Genomic DNA, 18,847 nt, shown 5'->3' on the forward strand with positions numbered 1-18,847 from the left:
GCATTCCGCTTCGCTCCATGCGGGCTACGAAAAAATAAAAACGCCGGAGCGGTGGCCGCTCCGGCGTTTTGTTGGTTCAGGCGATAAAGCCTACGCCGCGTTGAAGCCCGCAACTGCCTTCACTTCTAGGAAGTCCTCGAGGCCGTACTTGCCCCACTCGCGGCCGTTGCCGGACTGCTTGTAGCCGCCGAACGGTGCGCTGCGATCGTTGGGCACGCCCTGCAGATTGACGTTGCCGGCGCGGATCTGCCGGCCGACGCGCTTGGCGTCCTCGACGGAAGCACCCGTGACGTAGCCGGCAAGCCCATAGGGCGTGTCGTTGGCGATGTGCACGGCCTCGGCTTCGTCCTTGGCGCCGATGATGGTGAGCACCGGTCCGAAGATCTCTTCACGCGCAATCGTCATGTCGGGGGTGACGTCGGCAAAGATGGTGGGACGGACATAGAAGCCCTTGTTGACGCCTTCGGGCAGGCCGGGGCCGCCGGCGACGAGCGTTGCGCCCTCATCGATGCCCTTCTTGATCAGGCCCTGGATCTTGTCCCACTGGCCGCGGTTGACCACCGGACCAATGGTGGTGCCTTCGGCGCGCGGATCGCCCGCCTTGGTCTTGTCGGCGACCGCCTTCGCGATCGCGGCGACTTCCTTCATCTTCGAGGCCGGCACGATCATGCGCGAGGGCGCGTTGCAGGACTGGCCGGAGTTGTTGAACATGTGCATCACGCCGCCGGTCACCGCCTTCGTGAGGTCGGCGCCTTCGAGAATGACGTTCGGCGACTTGCCGCCGAGTTCCTGGCTGACGCGCTTCACGGTCGGTGCGGCGCGCTTGGCCACGTCGATGCCGGCGCGGGTCGAGCCGGTGAAGGAGATCATGTCGATATCGGGATGCTCGCTCATGGCGGCGCCGACCTCGGGGCCGAGACCGTTGACGAGATTGAATACGCCCTTCGGCACGCCGGCTTCATGCAGGATTTGCGCGAAGATCAGCGCCGAGGTCGGGGTGAACTCCGACGGCTTCAGGATCATGGTGCAGCCGGCGGCAAGCGCGGGCGCGACCTTGCAGGCGATCTGGTTGAGCGGCCAGTTCCAGGGCGTGATCATGCCGACCACGCCGACCGGCTCGCGCAGCACCATGGCGGTGCCGACCGGTTCCTCGAAATGATAGTTCTTGAGCACGTCGAGCGTGGTCATGAGGTGGCCGAGACCAGCGCCGGCCTGCAGCTTCTCCGCCATCGGCAGCGGCGCGCCCATCTCGTCGGAGACGGCGGCGCCGATTTCCTTGAGGCGGCCCTTGTAGATCTCGATGACTTTCGAGAGCAGCGCGACGCGCTCGTCACGGCTGGTCTGGGAGAACGTCACGAATGCGCGCTTGGCGGCGGCAACGGCTTTATCAACGTCGGCCTTGGAGCCCAGCGCAACCTCGTACATCGCCTCTTCCGTCGCCGGATTGACCACGGCGGTGGACTTCTTGACGGCGGGATCGACCCAGGCGCCGTCGATGTAGAACTGCATGCGATTGACCATAGTGAACCTCTTCTTGGGGGCTTGGAGGGGGCGTTTCGGCAGGCATCCTTGCACGAAAGCGCCGGCAATTGAACCCGCCATGTGCGGGGCCAGCATTGCGGCGGACGGAGGTTATATGAGCCGATGGCGGAGGGGTGGCAAGGTGGCAAGTCACGTCGTCCTGGCGAAGGCCAAGACCCATTACCACCAAGCTGAGTTGGTTTGCGCCAGGGTCTACCGCCTGTCGCTCGCAACAGGCGCCGCGGCGTATGGGTCCTGGCCCCCCGTGCGCAATTGCGCACTAGGCCAGGACGACGGAGACTCAAACAGCCATCTTCCGATGCAACACCGGCGCGCCGGTGGTGAGGCTTTCGGCCGCATCGATGATGGCGTTGGCGTCGATGCCGTAGTGGCGGTAGAGGTCGGCGATGGTGCCGGTCTGGCCGAACTGCTCGACGCCGAGTGCCTCGACGCGATGGCCGCGGACGCTGCCGAGCCAGCCGAGCGCCGCCGGATGTCCGTCGATCACGGTCACGATGCCGCAGTCGCGCGGCAGCGGCGCGAGCAGTTTTTCGATGTGGCTGAGATGCTGCACGCCGCGCCGATCCCGGCGCAATTTCCGTGCGGCGGTCCACCCCGCATGCAGACGATCTGCGGACGTGATCGCGAGCAGGCCGATGTCGCGCCGGCTCTCGCCGATGAAGCCGGTCGCTTCGATCGCTTCCGGCGCAACTGCGCCGGTATAGGCGATGACGGCTTCGGCATTGGGGCCCGGCTTGCGCAGCCAATAGGCGCCGTCGGTGATGCCCTGCGCGAGCGCCGGCGTCATGATCCGCTGCGCCTGCTCGATCGAGCGCGTCGAGAGCCGCAAATAGACCGAGCCGCCCTCGCCCGGATCGCGCTGCATGTGGTTGAAACCCCACCCCATGATCACGGCGAGCTCGTCGACGAAGGCAGGCTCGAACGAGGCGAGGCCGTCCTGCGCCATGCCGATCAAAGGCGTTGCGATCGACTGATGCGCGCCGCCTTCGGGTGCCAGCGTGATGCCCGACGGCGTTGCCGCCACCATGAAGCGGGCATCCTGGTAGCATGCATAGTTCAGCGCATCGAGACCGCGCTCGATGAAGGGATCGTAGAGCGTGCCGACCGGCAGCAACCGCTCGCCGTTGATCTGGTGCGAGAGGCCGAGCGCCGAGAGCATGATGAACAGGTTCATCTCGGCGATGCCGAGCTCGAGATGCTGGCCCTTGGGCGAGAAGTCCCAGTTGAAGGTGGATGGAATTTTCTCGCTGCGGAATAAGTCCGCCTTCTCGCCGCGCGCAAACAGGCCGCGCCGGTTCACCCACGGACCGAGATTGGTCGAGACGGTAACGTCAGGCGACGTCGTCACGATGCGCCTGGCAAGCTCGCTGTCGCCGCGCGCGATCTCGTTCAGCACCAGCCCAAAACCCTGCTGGGTCGACATCTGCGGCGCCGGCTTGAAGGCGAGCTGCGACGGCACTTCGATCACAGGCGCGGTGAGCCGGCGGCCGTCCTGGTTGAACGGCACGCCCGCGAGGAAGGCGTCGAGCTCGGCAGGACTTTGCGCGAGACCCTCGTATCTGTCCCATTCGTGTCCGGGCCGGATGTTCTGGCTGTCGCGATATTTCTCCATCTGCGCGACTGTCATCAGGCCGGCGTGGTTGTCCTTGTGGCCCTGGAACGGCAGGCCGACGCCCTTGATGGTGTAGGCGATAAAGCAGACCGGGCGATCGTGATCGATGGATTCGAACGCATCCAGCATGCTCGCCATATCATGGCCGCCGAGGTTCGACATCAGCGCCAGCAATTCGTCGTCGCTGCGCTTGTCGATCAGTTTGGTGATGGGGCCCTGATCGCCGATCTCATCGTGAAGATGTTTGCGGAACGCCGCGCCGCCCTGAAAACACAAGGCGGCGTAGAGCGCGTTCGGGCAATTGTCGATCCAGCGCTTCAACGCCTCGCCGCCAGCTTCGGCAAAGGCCTCGCGCATCAGGCGGCCGTATTTCACGATCACCACGTCCCAGCCGAAATTGCGGAATACGGTCTCGAACTTTTCCCAGAGGCCTTCGCGGACGACGGCGTCCAGCGACTGCCTGTTGTAGTCGACCACCCACCAGGTGTTGCGCAGGCCGTGCTTCCAGCCTTCCGCCAGCGCCTCGAAGATGTTGCCCTCGTCCATCTCGGCGTCGCCGACCAGCGCAATCATCCGCCCTTCGCGGCGATCCTTCATCCAGCCATGTGCCTTGACGTAGTCCTGCACCAGCGAGGCGAACAGCGTCTGCGCGACGCCGAGGCCGACCGAGCCCGTGGAGAAATCGACGTCGTCGACGTCCTTGGTGCGCGAGGGATAGGACTGCGCGCCCTTGAAGCCACGAAAATTCTCCAGCTTCTCGCGGCTCTGCCGGCCGAACAGATACTGGATGGCGTGGAACACCGGGCTCGCATGCGGCTTCACCGCGACGCGATCTTCGGGCTTCAGCACGTGGAAATACAGCGCCGACATGATGGTTGCGAGCGAGGCCGACGAGGCTTGATGTCCCCCAACCTTGAGGCCGTCCGCGTTCGCGCGGACGTGGTTGGCGTGATGGATGGTCCATGACGACAGCCACAGCGCCTTGCGGGCGAGCGCGGTCAATGTGTCGAGGCGGGCGATATCAACGGGCATGGCAATGCTCCCGGAAAACAGGTGCCGATGATACCCCTGCCGGAAGCGCCAAACTTCTCAATTTTTCGCGCAGTACCAGCCCATATTGGGATATCTTACCAATCGATCGGTAAAAACGACAGGTTCATCCCAATGCCCGCCCTCGACGCCATCGACCGAAAAATCCTCAGCTACCTCCAGAACGACAGCCGGCTGACCATGCAGGAGCTGGCCGATAAGGTCGGGCTGTCGGTGTCGCCCTGCCATCGCCGGGTCAAACTGCTCGAGGAACGCGGCGTCATCTCGCGCTACATCGCGACCGTCGACCAGAAGGCGCTGGGGCTGCATGTCAGCGTCTTCATCTCGATCAAGCTGGCGCGGCAGAAGGAGGAGGACCTCAACCGCTTCGCGCGCGCGATCTCGAAATGGGACGAGGTGCTGGAATGCTACCTGATGACCGGCAACCGCGACTATCTTTTGCGCGTCGTCGCAGCCGACCTCGCCTCCTACGAGACCTTCCTCAAGACCAAGCTGACCCGGCTCGACGGCATCGCCTCGATCGAGTCGAGCTTCGCGCTCAGCCAGGTGAAATATTCGATCGCGCTACCGGTGTGAGGCATCATCGCCACGGCTGCACGATGATCTTGGTGTGCGCTTCAGGATTGGCGAGATCGGCGAAAGCCTTTGCGACGCCATCGATGCCGATCTCGGCCGTCACCATCGCAGCCGCATCCACCTTCCCTTCCGCGATCAGGCGCAGCGAAGCTGCGAATTCGTCCGGCGTGTAGCCGAGCACGTACTGAACGTTGAGCTCCTTCATGATGCCGAGCATGGGCTCGCTCCTGTCGGTCTCCATGCAGACGCCGACCACGACGATCCTGGCATCGCGCGGCGCGCCTTCGAACACCTGCTGCAACAGACCAGGCACGCCGACGCATTCGAAGATGATCGCGGGCTTCAGCGCGGGCAGCATCGCCTGGAACGGCGGGCGCGCCGCCTTTTCCGCGTCCGACATTTGCGCATGCTCGGCCCAGATCGCATAGGGCTGCGACACCCTTGGATCCACGACGATATCGGCGCCGAGTTTTGCCGCAAGCGCGCGCCGCGCCGGCGAATAGTCGGCCGCGACGATCGGATGCAGGCCCTTGAGCTTCAGCGCCGCAATCACCGCGAGCCCGACCGGGCCGCAGCCGATCACGAGCGGCACTTCGCCGCCTCGGATATTGGCCTTGGCGACGGCGTGAACACCGACCGCGAGCGGTTCGGTGAGCGCGGCATGCTCCGGCGCGAGACCGTTGGGTACCTCGAGCAGCAGCGCTTCGCTCAGTAGCATCGCCTCGGCATAGCCGCCAATATTTTCGTTGGAATAGCCGATGCCCTCGATGCCCTGCGGCGTCACGAGGGCCGGCAGCGAGCACACGCGCGTGCCCGGCTTGAGCTTGCGCACAGTGCCCGGGCCGAAATCGACGATCTCGCAGCAGAACTCATGGCCGAACACGACGTCGCGGGCGAGGTCCATCGGCTTGCGGCCGCTCTTTCGCGCCATCTCCACCATGCGATGGGCGTGCTGGCGCGCATGCAGGTCGGAGCCGCAGATGCCGCAGGCGAGCGTCTTGACCAGCACCTGGCCGGGGCCGGGCTTTGGCTCCGCCATCCGGTCGACGACAATCTCACCGTTCCTGAAAATCGCAGCGCGCATTCGGCTCCTCCCGGCTTGTTGGAGCCATTGATAGCACGAAGCGGACGCGTGAACTTGCGTCAGGGGTTCGGGGAACGCTCTTCCATGATCAGGAGCTGGGCGCGACGGATGCGCTCCCGATGGGCGATGTAGAGGCCGCTGGCGACGATGAAGGCTGCACCGGTGACGGTCCAGACATCAGGCACTTCGCCGAACAGGAAGAAGCCGAGAATGCTGACCCAGAGCAACTGAGTGTAGGAGAACGGCGCCAGCACCGAGGCATCGCCGTAGCGATAGGCCAGGACGATGATCCACTGGCCGACGGTGGAGGCGACGCCGATCACGATGCCAAGCCCGATCGCGGTCCAGGTCGGCGTGACCCAGACGAATGGTACCATCAGGGAGAGGATCGCAACGCCCGTCAGCGCCGAATAGGCCATGGTGGTGAGGACGGCTTCGCGCCCGCTCATCATGCGCGTCAGGATCAGCGCCGCAGCCCAGCAGAACGCCGAGACGATCGGGAAGAACGCGGCGGCGTGAAACGCGCTGGAGCCCGGGCGCAGGATGATCATCACGCCCGTCAAGCCGATCGCGGTGGCGATCCAGCGGCGCATGCCCACCTTCTCGCTCAGGAACACGATCGAGAGCGCGGTGACGAACAGTGGCGAGACGAACCCGGTCGCGGACGCTTCCGCGATCGGCAGGAAGCTCAGGCCGGTGATGAAGAACAGCGAAGAGCCGAGCAATGCCGCGCCGCGCATCAGCTGCAGGCCGAGGCGCTCGGTGCGCATGGCATGAAGCGGCGAGCCCGGCAGCATTACCGGCGTGAACATCAGCGCGAACGTTACGAAGCGGATCCAGGTGATCTCGATCGACGGCAGGCTCGACGACAAATATTTCGCGGTGACATCGGAGCAGCCGAGAAAGATCGTCGACAGCAGCACCAGCGCGATGCCCTTGAGGGGATGATCGACGCGCGCCGGCGCGCGGCGCGCCTGCGGCTTCTTTTCCGGCATGGGCATGGGAATACTGTCGAGCCTTGCGGCTGCGGCGGGCGGCGGGGTCACGGCTGGAACCTAGGAGATGCGAATCGGGAATGATCGTAAAAAACGATAATTGCGCCGCTTTCACAACTTCCGAAAACAGGATGCCGATATGCGCTCACGTCCGCGCGCGTCAAGACTCCATTAATAATAGGCGTTTGTGCACTACAGCATGGGCAGGCCGCGCGGCTTCGGACCGCGCGGAAACGCCGCATCGAGCGCCGCGATCTCGTCTTTCGTCAGCACGAGATCGCCGGCCGCGGCATTTTCGCCGGCGTGTTCCGCGGACGACGCCTTCGGGATGGCGAACACCGTAGTCGCACGGGTGAGGAAGCTCAGCGCGACCTGGCGCGGCGTTGCGCGACGCGCCTCCGCGATGCGCGCCAGCACTACACCGCCCTTGCTGTTGCTCGCAGGGAAATCGTCGTGGCCGAACGGCGAGTAGGCGACCACGGCGACACCATGCTGTTCGCACCACGGGATCACCGCGTGCTCGATCGCGCGTTCCCTCAGATGATAGAGCACCTGATTGCAGGCGATGCGGCCTTCGCCGGCAGCGTCGAGCATCTCGTCGAGATCATCGGCATCGAAATTGGAGACACCCCAGGATTTGATCTTGCCGGCCTTCACCAGTTCCTCGAACGCGGCCACAGTGTCCTCCAGCGGATACGAGCCGCGCCAATGCAGCAGATAGCAGTCGAGCCGATCCGTCTTCAGCCGCTTCAGCGAGCGCTCACAGGCGGTGATGGTTCCGCGGCGCGAGGCGTTGCTCGGCAGCACCTTTGACACGAGGAACACCTCGTCGCGTCGCCCCGCGATCGCATCGGCAATGACGAGCTCGGCGTCGCCATACATCTCGGCAGTGTCGATGTGGGTCATGCCGAGATCGAGCCCGCGCTGAAGCGCCGCGATCGCGCGCTTGCGATCGCCGTGGTCGAGATACCAGGTGCCCTGCCCGATGACAGAGACGCTGGCGCCGGTTTTGCCGAAGGGGTTCGTGTTCATATTTGCTCCGATACCACTCGTTCGCTCAGGCAACCGCCATCGAGCTCAAGAGTTCAATCCGCCGATGTCAGCGACCAATACGCTACCGGTTGCGGACTCCGTGACGTAGAGCTGATCTTTGTTCGCGCCACCAATCGCGACATTGGTGCAGTTCGGCCCGGCACACGACTTCACCCGCGCGATCAATTCGCCGTTGGGCGCGAACACGAAGACATGGCCGAGCGAGGCGTGACCGACGAACAGGCGGCCCTTGGCATCCATGGTCATGCCATCGGGGCCGCTGGTACCGAACAGCGAGCAGAAGCGGCCGACCTTCGAGACACTGCCGTCCTTCATGAACGGCAGCCGCCACACTGCGTTGTCGCGCGTCATAGCGACGAACAGCACGGTCTCGGTTGGATCCAGCACCAGACCATTCGGACTGATTCCAGTGTCGATCAGGCAATCCAGCCGGCCGCCTGGCGTCAGGCGATAGACGCGGCCGCTCGGGTCATGCAGGCCGGTCTGACCCTGGTCGGTGAAATAGATATCGCCGTTGGACGCGAGGTGCAGGTCGTTGCAGCCGCGGAAGGATTCCGAGTTGCGCGAGGTCAGCAACGGCGCCATGCGCCCCGCGTTGGCGTCGAACTCCATGATGCCGTGCCTGTAGTCGGCGACCAGGATGCGGCCGTCCGCCGCGATCTTCAGCCCGTTCGGCCAGCCCTCATATTCGATCGCCAGCGACCACTCGCCGTCAGGCGCAATGCGGAAGATCCGCCCGAAAGGAATGTCGACGATATAGAGATTGCCGTCCCTGTCGAACGATGGCCCTTCGATGAAGGAGTCCGTCGGCACACCCGGCCGGTTGGCATCGGCCCAATCCGTCCGCTCGCCTTTGCGGCGGAATTTGTCGGGCATGGCGGAAAAGAGCCTGGTTTCGATCAGGCGCGGCGGCGTTTCCAGGTACATCATTGTTGTTTTTGTCGTTGTTGATGGGAGAGCGCGGCACCATAGGGCACAATCGCGGGGACGTCGATTGGGCCGAGGCATAGCGCCCCGCCCTCGCTGTCATTCCCCGCGAAGGCGGGGAATCCAGTACGCCGTGGCCTCTCCGCTTGATCACCGGCGTCTCGGCGTACTGGATCGCCCGGTCAAGCCGGGCGATGATGGCGGAGTATTCGGCGACGACCGAGAAAGCGCCCCTACCCCGCCGCGCCCGCACGCTTGGCCTGCATCGCCGGTGCCACCTCGGTGGTCGCGATCAGGCGCTTCAGCTCGGGGATACAGGAGCCGCAATTGGTGCCGGCCTTGAGCTTTGCGCCGATCTCGGCGGCCGTGCGCGCGCCTGCGGCGATGGTGTCGCAGATGGTGCCGCGGCCAACGCCGAAGCAGGCGCAGACGACGGGGCCGGTCGAAGCCGCGCCCTCGCTCGACTTGCCAGACAGCAGCATGCGCCGCTGCTCGTCGGTGACATTGTCGGCCACGAACAGGCTCTTCACCACTTCCCAGTCGCCGGCGTCATGCGCGGGGCCGACGAACAGGCAGGTTTCGATGCGGTCGCCCGCAAACGACGCTGCGCGATAAACGCCGCCGCCGAAGTCGCGATAGTCGGCGACGTCCTCGCCGGCAACGCCTTCGAGCCAGGCCGGCCAGCGCGACAGATCGGCATTGTCGGCGAAGAGATAGCCGAAGCCGCCGGCAACAGTGACGCGGGTCCACATCAGATTCGACGGCAGCTCCAGCTGCTTGCGCGATAACGCAAAGCCGCGGAAGACGTATTCATAAGGCACGATCGCGGCCGGTGTCGCCTTGGACTCCGGCTGCCCCGAGAACGGATCGGTGAACGGTGCGACCAACGCCCCGACCCGACCGTGCGAGGCGTTCATTGCACTCCAGTGGATCGGCGCGAACAGCGTGCCGCGCTGCTGGCGGTCGCTGACGACGGCCTTCAGAATGCACTGGCCATAGTCGGTGGTGATGCGGGCATAGCCGTCGTGGACGATGTTGTATTTGTTGGCGTCATCGGGATGAATCTCGACGAACGGCTCGGGCAGATGCGCGCTGAGCCGCTGGCTGAGGCCCGTGCGCGTCATGGTGTGCCACTGGTCGCGGATGCGCCCGGTGTTGAGCCGCAGCGGCCGCGACGGTCCGGTCTCGCCACGCAGCGCCGGCATCTCCGGCGCGACGAAGCGGCCCTTGCCGTCATTGGTGAAGAACCCGCCCGCCGCGAAGAAGCGCTCGCCGGGCGCCTCGCCCTGGCGCGCGGGCCACTGCACGGGCTTCAAGGCGTCAAACGCCTCGTCCGACAGCGAGGTCAGCGCGCCGATGTCGAAGTCGCGGCTGCCATCGTTCTCGAACGCGGAGAGCGCGGCGTGCTCGCGAAAGATGTCGGCTGCGGATTTGTAATTAAAGCTGTCGCCGAAGCCGAGGCGCTTTGCGGTTTCGCTCAGGATCCACCAGTCCGGCCGCGCCTCGCCGGGCGCCGGCAGGAACGAGCGCTGGCGCGAGATCCGGCGCTCGGAATTGGTCACGGTGCCCGACTTCTCGCCCCAGGCGAGCGCGGGCAGCAGCACGTGCGGTCCGGCCTCGACGGTGTCGTTGGAGAGCACGTTCTCGGAGACCACGAACAGCTCGAGCTTCTTCAGCGCCTCGCGCACGAAGTCGGCATCGGGCAGCGAGACCGCGGGGTTGGTGCCCATCACCCACAGGGCCTTGACCTCGCCGCGGTTGATGGCTTCGAACAGCTGCACCGCCTTCAACCCTTCATGGGTGGCGATGCGCGGCGCCTTCCAGAACCGCCGCACGCGATCGATGTCGGGCGGCGTGAAGTTCATGTGTGCGGCGAGCTGGTTGGCGAGGCCGCCGACCTCGCGGCCGCCCATCGCGTTGGGCTGGCCGGTGAGCGAAAACGGCGAGGCACCTGGCTTGCCGATGCGCCCCGTTGCGAGATGGCAGTTCAAGATCGCGTTGACCTTGTCGGTGCCCTGCGCCGACTGGTTGACGCCTTGCGAGTACAGCGTGACGACGCGGGGCGTGTCACGGAACATCTTGAAGAAGGTCGCAACGTCCTGCTCGGAAAGGCCGGTCGCCAGTGCGGTCGCGGTGACGCTGCCGGCAATGCTGCGGGCGCGCGCCAGAGCGTCGTCAAAGCCCGACGTGTTTTGCGCGATGTAGTCCTGATCGAGCGCACCATTGTCGGCGAGGTGAACGAACAGGCCGGAAAACAGCGCCGTGTCGGTGCCGGGCTTCAGACCCAGGAACAGATCGACGTCGGTCGCGGTGTCGGTGCGGCGCGGATCGATCACGATCATGCGGGCGCCGCGCTCCTGCCGGTTCCTCAACATGCGCTGGAACAGCACGGGATGGCACCAGGCGGCATTCGAGCCGACGAATACCAGAAGATCGGCCTGATCGAGATCCTCGTAGCAGCCGGGTACGGTGTCGGCGCCGAAGGCTCGGCGGTGACCGGCGACCGAGGACGACATGCAGAGCCGCGAATTGGTGTCGACGTTGGCCGTGCCGACAAAGCCCTTCATCAGCTTGTTGGCGACGTAATAGTCCTCGGTCAGCAGTTGGCCCGAGAGATAGAATGCGACCGCGTCGGCGCCGTCGCGAGCGACGATGTGCTGCATGCGGTGGGCGACGTGATCGAGCGCATCGCTCCAGGCGACGCGTTCGAGCACGCCCTTGCAGCGGATCATCGGATAGAGCAGCCGGCTTTCGAGCCCGACGGTCTCGCCGAGCGCCGAGCCCTTGGAGCACAGCCGGCCGAAATTGGCAGGATGATCGGGATCGCCCGCGATCGCCGCGCCGCCCTTGCCGTCTGGCGTCGCCAGCACGCCGCAGCCGACGCCGCAATACGGACAGGTCGTCTTGGTGGCGCGGAGCGTGGGATCGATCGCCGTCATATCAAGCCGCCTCTATCAAGCCGCTTTGGAGGGACGCGCGAGCGCGCGGCCGAATATCATGTCGGCGCGGATGGCCGCCACCTTTTCGCGATTGCGGATCAGTTCGAGATACCAGAGCGCATCGACGGTATCGCCGATCAGCAGAGCGCCGGTGAGCCGGCCCGCGGCGATGACGAGCTTCTTGTAAGTGCCGCGCCTGCGGTCTGACAGCACGAGGCTCTCGCTGCCCTCCCCGCCCATGAAGTCACCGGCGGAGAACACGCTGACGCCCGACACCTTCAGATTGGTCGAGACCACGCTGCCCTGATAGGCCGCGGGACGGCCGGCAAGGTGTCGCGCCAGCACGCGTGCCTGCTCGTAGGCGGGTTCGACCAGGCCGTAGCAGATGCCGCGATGCTCGGCGCATTCGCCGAGCGCGTAGATATCTGGTGACGCCGTCTGCATCTCATCGTTGACGACGATGCCGCGATTGACGGCGATGCCGGCGTCCTTTGCCAGCGCAATGTTGGGCCTGATGCCGGCGGCGAAGATCACGGCATCGGCCTCGATGCGGCTGCCGTCGGCAAGCTCGACCGCTTCGACATGACCCTCGCCATGGATGCGGGCTGTGGATGCATTGAGCAGGATGCGAATGCCCTTGCGCTCGACCAGTGTCTTGAGCAGGTCGGCGGCGGGGGCATCGAGCTGGCGCTCCATCAGCCGGTCCATCAGGTGCAGCAGCGTCACGGGCGCTCCGGCCTTGGCGAGGCCGTAAGCCGCTTCGAGTCCGAGCAGACCGCCGCCGACCACGACGACGCGCTTCCTGGCGGCAGCGAGCGTCAGCAGCAGATCGACGTCGCGGGTGTCGCGAAAGGTGTGCACGCCGGAAAGGTCGGCGCCGGGCACGTTGAGCCGCAGCGGCGTCGAGCCGACGGCGAGCACGAGCTTGGAGTATTCCATACTCTCTTCGCCTTCGATCTTGAGCTCGCGTCGGCCGGTGTCGATCTCGGTGACGCGATAGCCGTAGCGCACCGTGACGCCGCGATGGCGCCACCAGTCGGCGGGCCGGAGCTCGATCTCGTGCGAGCCGGTCTCGCCGGCCAGCACGGAGGAGAGCAGAACGCGGTTGTAAGCGAGCCGCGGCTCTTCGCCGATCACGGCGACCGCGTAGCGGCCGAGCGAGGTCTTGGCGAGCTCGTCGACCAGACGCGCGGCCGCCATACCGTTACCGACGATGACCAGCGGTTCACTCACAACGCATCTCCTATTCGGCGGCCTGCGGCTGTGCGCCGTAGGCCTCGGAAATCATGTAGCCGGACAATACGCCGTAGGCGTCGGTCCAGGCGGTAGCCAGTTCGGGCGTCCAGGCTTCGCCGAGGCCCTTCTCCAGGGTCCACAGCAAGGTCGCGCCGACCACCGGGTAGTGCTCGGCCTTGGCGCCGTAGGCGACGTGACGCTTCGCAAGCGCGGAGGCCGCGGGAAGAATCGAGTCCAGGTTCGACAGACCGCCGACGACGGCGGCGAGCATGCTCATCAGCTTCTTGCGCTGCTCGGTCATGTCCTCGGGAAACATCGCGCGCACGGACGGCGCCACCTCGAACAGGCGATCGTAGAACAGCACCGCGGCCTGCGCGGAAATCGGCGCGACCTTGGCAAAGCTCTGTTGGACGAGGGTGATCTGTTCTGGCGTCATGATGTTCTCCTGCCTGTTGGGTTTGCCTTGGTGCGCGCCATTGCGAACCAGGTTCATTGTCAAACTGTCGGGCAATGCTTCTCCCCGCGTACGGGGAGAAGCGAGATTCGTACCAAGTGTTAAACTCGCGCGCCGGCGAGGCTTGAGGCGCCCTCACCTTGCGGGCTGCGACGCAGATAGAACCACCAGGTCAGCGCGAGACAGGAGGCGTAGAAGCCGAGATAGATCGCGAGCGCGAGCTGCGGGCCGCCGGTCAGCGCGATCGACTTGCCGAATCCGGTCGGGATCAGATAGCCGCCGACTGCGCCGACCGCGCCGATGAAGCCGACCGCGGCACCGCTCTCGATGCTCGCCGTCTTCAAGGCGAGCGCGCGCTCCGCATCGCCCTTGCCGCGCACCCTGAACAAATTCTGCTCGCGGAAGATCGAGGGGATCATGCGGTAGGTCGAACCGTTGCCGATTCCCGTCGTCACGAACAGGACCAGGAACATCGACAGGAAGCCGATGAAATCCTTGTGCCCGACGAAATAGAGCACGCCGATCGTGGCGCCTGCCATCACGATGAAATTCCAGAACGTGATCACCGAGCCGCCGATCCTGTCGGCAAGCCAGCCGCCGAGCGGCCGCGACAACGAACCGACCAGCGGTCCCAGGAACGCGATCGCAATCGTGACTTGCGGGAACTGGGTCTTGATCAGCAGCGGAAATGCCGCCGAGTAGCCGATGAAGGAGCCGAACGTGCCGATATAGAGATACGCCATGATCCAGGTGTGCTTGCGTTTGACCACGGCGAGCTGGTTCTTGATCGACGACTTGGCCGTGGTCAGGTTGTTCATGAAGAACACCGCGCCGAAGACCGCGATCGCGATCGGCAGCACCCACATCAGGCCGGCATTCTGAAGAAAGACACCATCGACAGGCGTTGCCTGGAACAGATTGATGACGGCGAGCGTCATCAGGATCGGGGTCAGGAGCTGCACGCTGGAGACGCCGATATTGCCGCCGGCTGCATTCAGTCCCAGCGCCCAGCCCTTCATCCGGTCGGGGAAGAAGAACGAGATGTTGGTCATGCTGGAGGCAAAATTGCCGCCGCCGAGACCGGCGGTCGAAGCAATCAGCAGCATCAGCCAGAACGGCGTGCCGGGCTGACCGACGAAATAGGCCAGCGAGAGCGTCGGAATGAACAGGATCGCCGCACTGAAGATGGTCCAGTTGCGGCCGCCGAAGGTCGTCACCGCGAAGGTGTAGGGAAAGCGCATCAACGCGCCGATCAGTCCGGGCACAGCGACGAGCTGGAACAGCTGGTCGGTGGTGTAGTGGAAGCCCGCCTGCGGCAGTTTGGTGGTGACGATGCTCCAGATCAGCCAGACCGAGAAGCCGATATGTTCGGCCACGATCGACCAGATCAGGTTGCGTCGCGCGATAGTCTTGCCGCCCGCATTCCAGAACGCCTCATCTTCGGGGCGCCAGTCTGAAATCCAAGTCTGATTACCAGTCGGACTCTTCGTCATTGCAAAATCCCTTCCAGGCTCACCGCTGCGTCGTTGCAGGCTCAGCCTCCGGCCACGGAGGCGCGCTCCGAGGCTTCACCCCGGTGGCGAGTTACGATGCTGATTGATGATGTTGAGGGACGTCGTCGTTGGCGTCGCGGTTGGTGTTTCAATTTCCGTGCCAACTGCGCGCATTCCGGAAACGCAGGAAATTCAGGAGCTTGTTCGGAGTGCTCCGAATTTTGGCAGGACTATTTCGCACGCAAATTTTGCGATTCGCTCAATCCCTGTGCGGCGCACAAGGATTGAGCTTGATGATTCAAAATTAGGCGTTGCGTCAGCACCTGTTGGTGACGCGTTTACGCGGCCTCGACGAAGCGATGACGCTCATAGAGGAATTCGAGCACGCGCTGCCGGCACTTCAAGTAAGTGGTGTTGGTCGCGAGCTCGAGCCGCTTGCGCGGGCGCGCCAGCGGCACCTCCAGCACCTCGCCGATGCGCGCGCTCGGCCCGTTCGTCATCATGACGATGCGGTCGGACAGCAGCACCGCCTCGTCGACGTCGTGGGTGATCATCAAAATTGTGTTGCCGAGCTTCTGATGCAGCGCCATCACCGAATCCTGCAAATGCGCGCGGGTCAGTGCGTCGAGTGCGCCGAAAGGCTCGTCGAGCAGCAACACTTTCGGCTCCATGGCCAGCGCGCGGGCAATGCCGACGCGCTGCTTCATGCCGCCGGAGATTTCCGAGGGCCGTTTGTCCTTGGCATGGGCCATCTGCACGAGGTTGAGATTGTGCATGACCCAGGCGTCGCGTTCGGCGCGCTTCTTGGTCTTGGCGAAGACCTTGTCGACGCCGAGCCTGACGTTCTCGTACACGGTCAGCCACGGCAACAGGCTGTGGTTCTGGAACACCACCGCGCGATCCGGCCCCGGCGAGTTCACCTCGCGGTTTTCGAGCAGCACGCCGCCGGTGGTGGCGTTGGTCAGGCCTGCGATGATGTTGAGCAGGGTCGACTTGCCGCAACCGGAATGGCCGATGATCGAGACGTATTCGCCCTTCTCGATGGTGAGATTGATATCCTTCAGCACCTCGGTGGAGGCCGCGCCGCGGGTAAAAATCTTGTCGATGTGGTCGAGCTTCAGATAAGCGGTCATGTGCTTCCCCTTCAGTTCAGCGCGGTGCCGCGGGTGACAATCTTGCCGGCGCCCGCGATCAGGCGGTCGAGCACGAAGCCGATGATGCCGACATAGAACAGCGCCAGGATGATCTCGCTGATATGTGAGGAATTCCAGGCATCCCAGATGAAGAAGCCGATGCCGACGCCGCCGATCAGCATTTCCGCGGCGACGATCGCGAGCCAGGACAAACCGATGCCGATGCGAAGCCCCGTGAAGATGTAGGGCGCGGCGGCCGGAATCATGATCTTGGCGAAGAATTCGAGCGGGTTAAGCTGCACCACCGCGGCGACGTTGCGATAATCCTGCGGGATGTTGCGGATGCCGACCGCGGTGTTGATGATGATCGGCCAGATCGAGGTGATGAAGATGACGAAGATCGCCGAGGGCTGGCCGTCGCGGAACGCGGCGAGCGACAGCGGCAGCCAGGCCAGCGGCGGGATCGTGCGCAAGACCTGGAACAGCGGATCGAGCCCACGCATCGCCCAGACCGATTGCCCGACCAGCACGCCGAGCGCGATGCCGGCAATCGCCGAGAGCGAATAGCCGAAGGCGACGCGTTGGAGGCTAGCGGAGAGGTGCCAGAACAGCCCCTTATCGATGCCGCCGTGATCGAAGAACGGATCGAGGATCAGCTCCTTCGTGTCCTTGAACACCTTCGACGGCGGCGGCAGTGCCGAGCCGGCGCGGCGGCAGACCAGCTCCCACACCAGAAGCAAGAGCGCGATCACGACCAGCGGCGGGATGACGCGCACGGCGGTCTCCCGCGCCATCCGCGCGTAAGTCTCCGAACGCGGCGGCCGCTTCGGTGTCATCGCGACGACCGGCGCGGCAGCGCTCGCGGGCTTCGCGGTCTCAACCTCGATCTTGGTGGCGGGCATGTTCATCGCAATATTTCTCCGGCTGCAAAAGGCGATGCGGCCGCCCGGAGGCGGCCGCTGGCTCCATCAGACTTCGACGCGCTTGATCGCGAGCGACTTCAGATAGGCAGCCGGATTTTCCGGATCGAACACCTTGCCGTCGAAGAAGGTCTCCTTGCCGCGCGAGGTGGAGGTCGGGATCTCGGCGCTTGCGATGCCGAGCGTCTTGGCCGCCTCGCGCCACATGTCTTCGCGGTTGACCTTGGCAATCAGCGCCTTGGTGTCGAAATTCGCCTCGTATTTGCCCCAGCGAATGTCCTCGGTGAGGAACCAGAGATCGTGGCTCTGGAACGGATAAGAGGCGAAGTCGCGCCAATACTTCATGATGTGCGGCGAATTCTCGACCACCTTTCCCGGAAGGCCGTAGTCGAACTTGCCGGCGGTGCGGTCGAGCACGTCTTCGACAGGGCAGTTCATCCACTGCCGCTTGCCCATGATGGCAGCAAGCTCGGCCTTGTTCTCGGCCTTGTCGGACCACTGCTGCGCTTCCATCACCGCCATCAGCAGCGCCTTCGCGGCCTTCGGGTATTTATCGACGAAGGCGGCGCGCATGCCGAAGGATTTTTCCGGGTGCTTGTTCCAGAGCTCGCCGGTCGTGATCGCGGTATAGCCGATGTTCTGGTGGATCAGCTGCAGATTCCAGGGCTCGCCGACGCAGAAGCAGTCCATCGTGCCGACCTTCATGTTGGCCACCATCTGCGCAGGCGGCACCACGATGGTCTCGATGTCCTTGTCCGGATCGATGCCGCCGGCGGCAAGCCAATAGCGGAGCCAGAGGTCGTGCGTGCCGCCGGGGAAGGTCATCGCCGCCTTCACGGGCTTGCCGGAAGCCTTCTTCTTCTCCAGGGCCGCCTTGAAGGTGGACGCATCGACACCGAGCTTGAGGTCGGCATATTCGCTGGCGACGGAGATGCACTGGCTGTCGAGATTGAGCCGCGCCAGGATGTACATCGGCGTTGGCTGGTTGTTCTGCGTCACCTTGCCGGCCGAGATCAGATACGGCATCGGGGTCAGAATATGCGCCCCGTCGATGCCGTTGCCTTCGGAGCCGAGCACGAGATTGTCGCGCGTGGTGCCCCAGGAGGCCTGCTTCTGCACGTCGGTGTCAGGCATGCCGTATTTGGCGAACAGGCCCTTGTCCTTGGCGACGAACAACGGGCCGGCATCGCTCAGCGCGATGAAGCCGAGCTTGGCGCCCTTGACCTCGGGGCCTGCGTCCTGCGCGAAGGCGCCGGCGGGGAAATTCAGTTTTACGGCGGCCAGAAGTGCGGCGGTCGAGCCGGCGGCCTTCAACAATTGACGGCGGCTAAGGCCAGTGTCCGACGGCCGGCGGGTGCGCTTGGTCATAGGCGGTATCGTCCTTTGCGTCGTTGCAGAATGATGGCGTCAGTGCACACGAGCAGCCCGTCCGTCCGGCGACGCCTGAAGCAGCGCATGCGAACGCGCGACGGGGAGACCCCCGTCTGGTGGCGTCGGCAATTCGGATGAGAAGTCTCGCGGGACGGCTTCAATGGCGTCGGCTTGGAACTATTCAAGCTTCATGCCAAGCGTGACGCAGCCGAAAACAAATCGATATCAATAGCTTATGTAGGCCGCGCTAGTCTGTCGCAGGCCTGTCCCGCTCGTGAAATTTGCGGCCTGCCCAACATTTGTGCGGCGCACAAGTCTTGTGCAGCCGCTTAAGCAACAGGCCACTCGGCCCGCAAAAGCCGGTCAGGAAAAGTCGTATCTTCTTGATATCGCTGGGTTCTTATAGGCCAGGCGCACGGCACGCAACTTGCATCTGAGTTCGCGTCAACGAAGACTGCGGCT

Annotated in this window: 14 protein-coding genes; 1 reads left to right on the forward strand and 13 read right to left on the reverse strand. The window is 64.4% G+C overall.

What is annotated here, in order from left to right; all coding sequences use genetic code 11:
• Nucleotides 1-90: 90 nt before the first annotated feature.
• A complete protein-coding gene (locus ABIB80_RS14425; protein WP_354127748.1) occupies nt 91-1,521 on the reverse strand; it encodes an aldehyde dehydrogenase family protein in 1,431 nt (476 codons plus the stop codon).
• 301 nt (nt 1,522-1,822) lie between these two features.
• The gene (locus tag ABIB80_RS14430) at nt 1,823-4,186 is read right to left on the reverse strand and encodes a thiamine pyrophosphate-binding protein (protein ID WP_354127749.1); all 2,364 of its coding nucleotides are present in this window, start codon (nt 4,184-4,186) and stop codon (nt 1,823-1,825) included.
• A 132-nt stretch (nt 4,187-4,318) separates the two neighbouring features.
• On the opposite strand from ABIB80_RS14430, the gene ABIB80_RS14435 reads away from it, so the two are divergent.
• Nucleotides 4,319-4,780 (forward strand): Lrp/AsnC family transcriptional regulator, encoded by a 462-nt coding sequence (locus ABIB80_RS14435; protein ID WP_007593935.1) that lies wholly within the window; start codon nt 4,319-4,321, stop codon nt 4,778-4,780.
• A 4-nt stretch (nt 4,781-4,784) separates the two neighbouring features.
• Here the strand turns inward: ABIB80_RS14435 and ABIB80_RS14440 are convergent, their stop codons facing one another.
• From ABIB80_RS14440 to ABIB80_RS14490, 11 genes are all read right to left on the reverse strand, one after another.
• On the reverse strand, nt 4,785-5,864 hold the full coding sequence (locus ABIB80_RS14440) for a zinc-binding dehydrogenase (protein ID WP_007593937.1): 1,080 nt from the start codon (nt 5,862-5,864) through the stop codon (nt 4,785-4,787).
• 59 nt (nt 5,865-5,923) lie between these two features.
• Nucleotides 5,924-6,865, reverse strand: coding sequence for a DMT family transporter (locus ABIB80_RS14445; protein ID WP_354127789.1), 942 nt, complete (start codon nt 6,863-6,865; stop codon nt 5,924-5,926).
• Nucleotides 6,866-7,051: 186 nt separating this feature from the next.
• Nucleotides 7,052-7,891 (reverse strand): aldo/keto reductase, encoded by an 840-nt coding sequence (locus ABIB80_RS14450; RefSeq protein ID WP_354127750.1) that lies wholly within the window; start codon nt 7,889-7,891, stop codon nt 7,052-7,054.
• Between the two features lie 45 nt (nt 7,892-7,936).
• Nucleotides 7,937-8,839, reverse strand: coding sequence for an SMP-30/gluconolactonase/LRE family protein (locus tag ABIB80_RS14455; RefSeq protein WP_354127790.1), 903 nt, complete (start codon nt 8,837-8,839; stop codon nt 7,937-7,939).
• 233 nt (nt 8,840-9,072) lie between these two features.
• On the reverse strand, nt 9,073-11,778 hold the full coding sequence (locus tag ABIB80_RS14460; protein WP_354127751.1) for a nitrate reductase: 2,706 nt from the start codon (nt 11,776-11,778) through the stop codon (nt 9,073-9,075).
• 15 nt (nt 11,779-11,793) lie between these two features.
• A complete protein-coding gene (locus ABIB80_RS14465; RefSeq protein ID WP_007593947.1) occupies nt 11,794-13,011 on the reverse strand; it encodes an NAD(P)/FAD-dependent oxidoreductase in 1,218 nt (405 codons plus the stop codon).
• Between the two features lie 10 nt (nt 13,012-13,021).
• The gene (locus ABIB80_RS14470; protein ID WP_354127752.1) at nt 13,022-13,450 is read right to left on the reverse strand and encodes a globin family protein; all 429 of its coding nucleotides are present in this window, start codon (nt 13,448-13,450) and stop codon (nt 13,022-13,024) included.
• Between the two features lie 119 nt (nt 13,451-13,569).
• Entirely contained in the window at nt 13,570-14,961 is a 1,392-nt protein-coding gene (locus tag ABIB80_RS14475) for an MFS transporter (protein WP_354127753.1), read from the reverse strand.
• A gap of 338 nt (nt 14,962-15,299) precedes the next feature.
• Nucleotides 15,300-16,094: an ABC transporter ATP-binding protein gene (locus tag ABIB80_RS14480; RefSeq protein ID WP_007593952.1), complete on the reverse strand. Its 795-nt coding sequence runs from the start codon at nt 16,092-16,094 to the stop codon at nt 15,300-15,302.
• A gap of 11 nt (nt 16,095-16,105) precedes the next feature.
• Nucleotides 16,106-17,002, reverse strand: a complete 897-nt coding sequence (gene ntrB / locus ABIB80_RS14485; protein WP_007593954.1) for a nitrate ABC transporter permease — start codon at nt 17,000-17,002, stop codon at nt 16,106-16,108.
• A gap of 60 nt (nt 17,003-17,062) precedes the next feature.
• Nucleotides 17,063-18,382: a CmpA/NrtA family ABC transporter substrate-binding protein gene (locus tag ABIB80_RS14490; RefSeq protein WP_354127754.1), complete on the reverse strand. Its 1,320-nt coding sequence runs from the start codon at nt 18,380-18,382 to the stop codon at nt 17,063-17,065.
• Between the last annotated feature and the right edge of the window lie 465 nt (nt 18,383-18,847).

This window comes from Bradyrhizobium sp. i1.15.2 (assembly GCF_040548425.1).
GTDB lineage: Bacteria > Pseudomonadota > Alphaproteobacteria > Rhizobiales > Xanthobacteraceae > Bradyrhizobium > Bradyrhizobium canariense.

Excerpts from the sequence above, each read along its gene's own strand:
- ntrB (WP_007593954.1), bottom strand. The coding sequence starts at position 17,002 with ATGAACATGCCCGCCACCAAGATCGAGGTTGAGACCGCGAAGCCCGCG.
- ABIB80_RS14425 (WP_354127748.1), bottom strand. The coding sequence starts at position 1,521 with ATGGTCAATCGCATGCAGTTCTACATCGACGGCGCCTGGGTCGATCCC.
- ABIB80_RS14450 (WP_354127750.1), bottom strand. The coding sequence starts at position 7,891 with ATGAACACGAACCCCTTCGGCAAAACCGGCGCCAGCGTCTCTGTCATC.
- ABIB80_RS14435 (WP_007593935.1), top strand. The coding sequence starts at position 4,319 with ATGCCCGCCCTCGACGCCATCGACCGAAAAATCCTCAGCTACCTCCAG.
- ABIB80_RS14475 (WP_354127753.1), bottom strand. The coding sequence starts at position 14,961 with ATGACGAAGAGTCCGACTGGTAATCAGACTTGGATTTCAGACTGGCGC.
- ABIB80_RS14440 (WP_007593937.1), bottom strand. The coding sequence starts at position 5,864 with ATGCGCGCTGCGATTTTCAGGAACGGTGAGATTGTCGTCGACCGGATG.
- ABIB80_RS14445 (WP_354127789.1), bottom strand. The coding sequence starts at position 6,865 with ATGCCCATGCCGGAAAAGAAGCCGCAGGCGCGCCGCGCGCCGGCGCGC.
- ABIB80_RS14455 (WP_354127790.1), bottom strand. The coding sequence starts at position 8,839 with ATGTACCTGGAAACGCCGCCGCGCCTGATCGAAACCAGGCTCTTTTCC.
- ABIB80_RS14460 (WP_354127751.1), bottom strand. The coding sequence starts at position 11,778 with ATGACGGCGATCGATCCCACGCTCCGCGCCACCAAGACGACCTGTCCG.
- ABIB80_RS14480 (WP_007593952.1), bottom strand. The coding sequence starts at position 16,094 with ATGACCGCTTATCTGAAGCTCGACCACATCGACAAGATTTTTACCCGC.
- ABIB80_RS14490 (WP_354127754.1), bottom strand. The coding sequence starts at position 18,382 with ATGACCAAGCGCACCCGCCGGCCGTCGGACACTGGCCTTAGCCGCCGT.
- ABIB80_RS14470 (WP_354127752.1), bottom strand. The coding sequence starts at position 13,450 with ATGACGCCAGAACAGATCACCCTCGTCCAACAGAGCTTTGCCAAGGTC.
- ABIB80_RS14430 (WP_354127749.1), bottom strand. The coding sequence starts at position 4,186 with ATGCCCGTTGATATCGCCCGCCTCGACACATTGACCGCGCTCGCCCGC.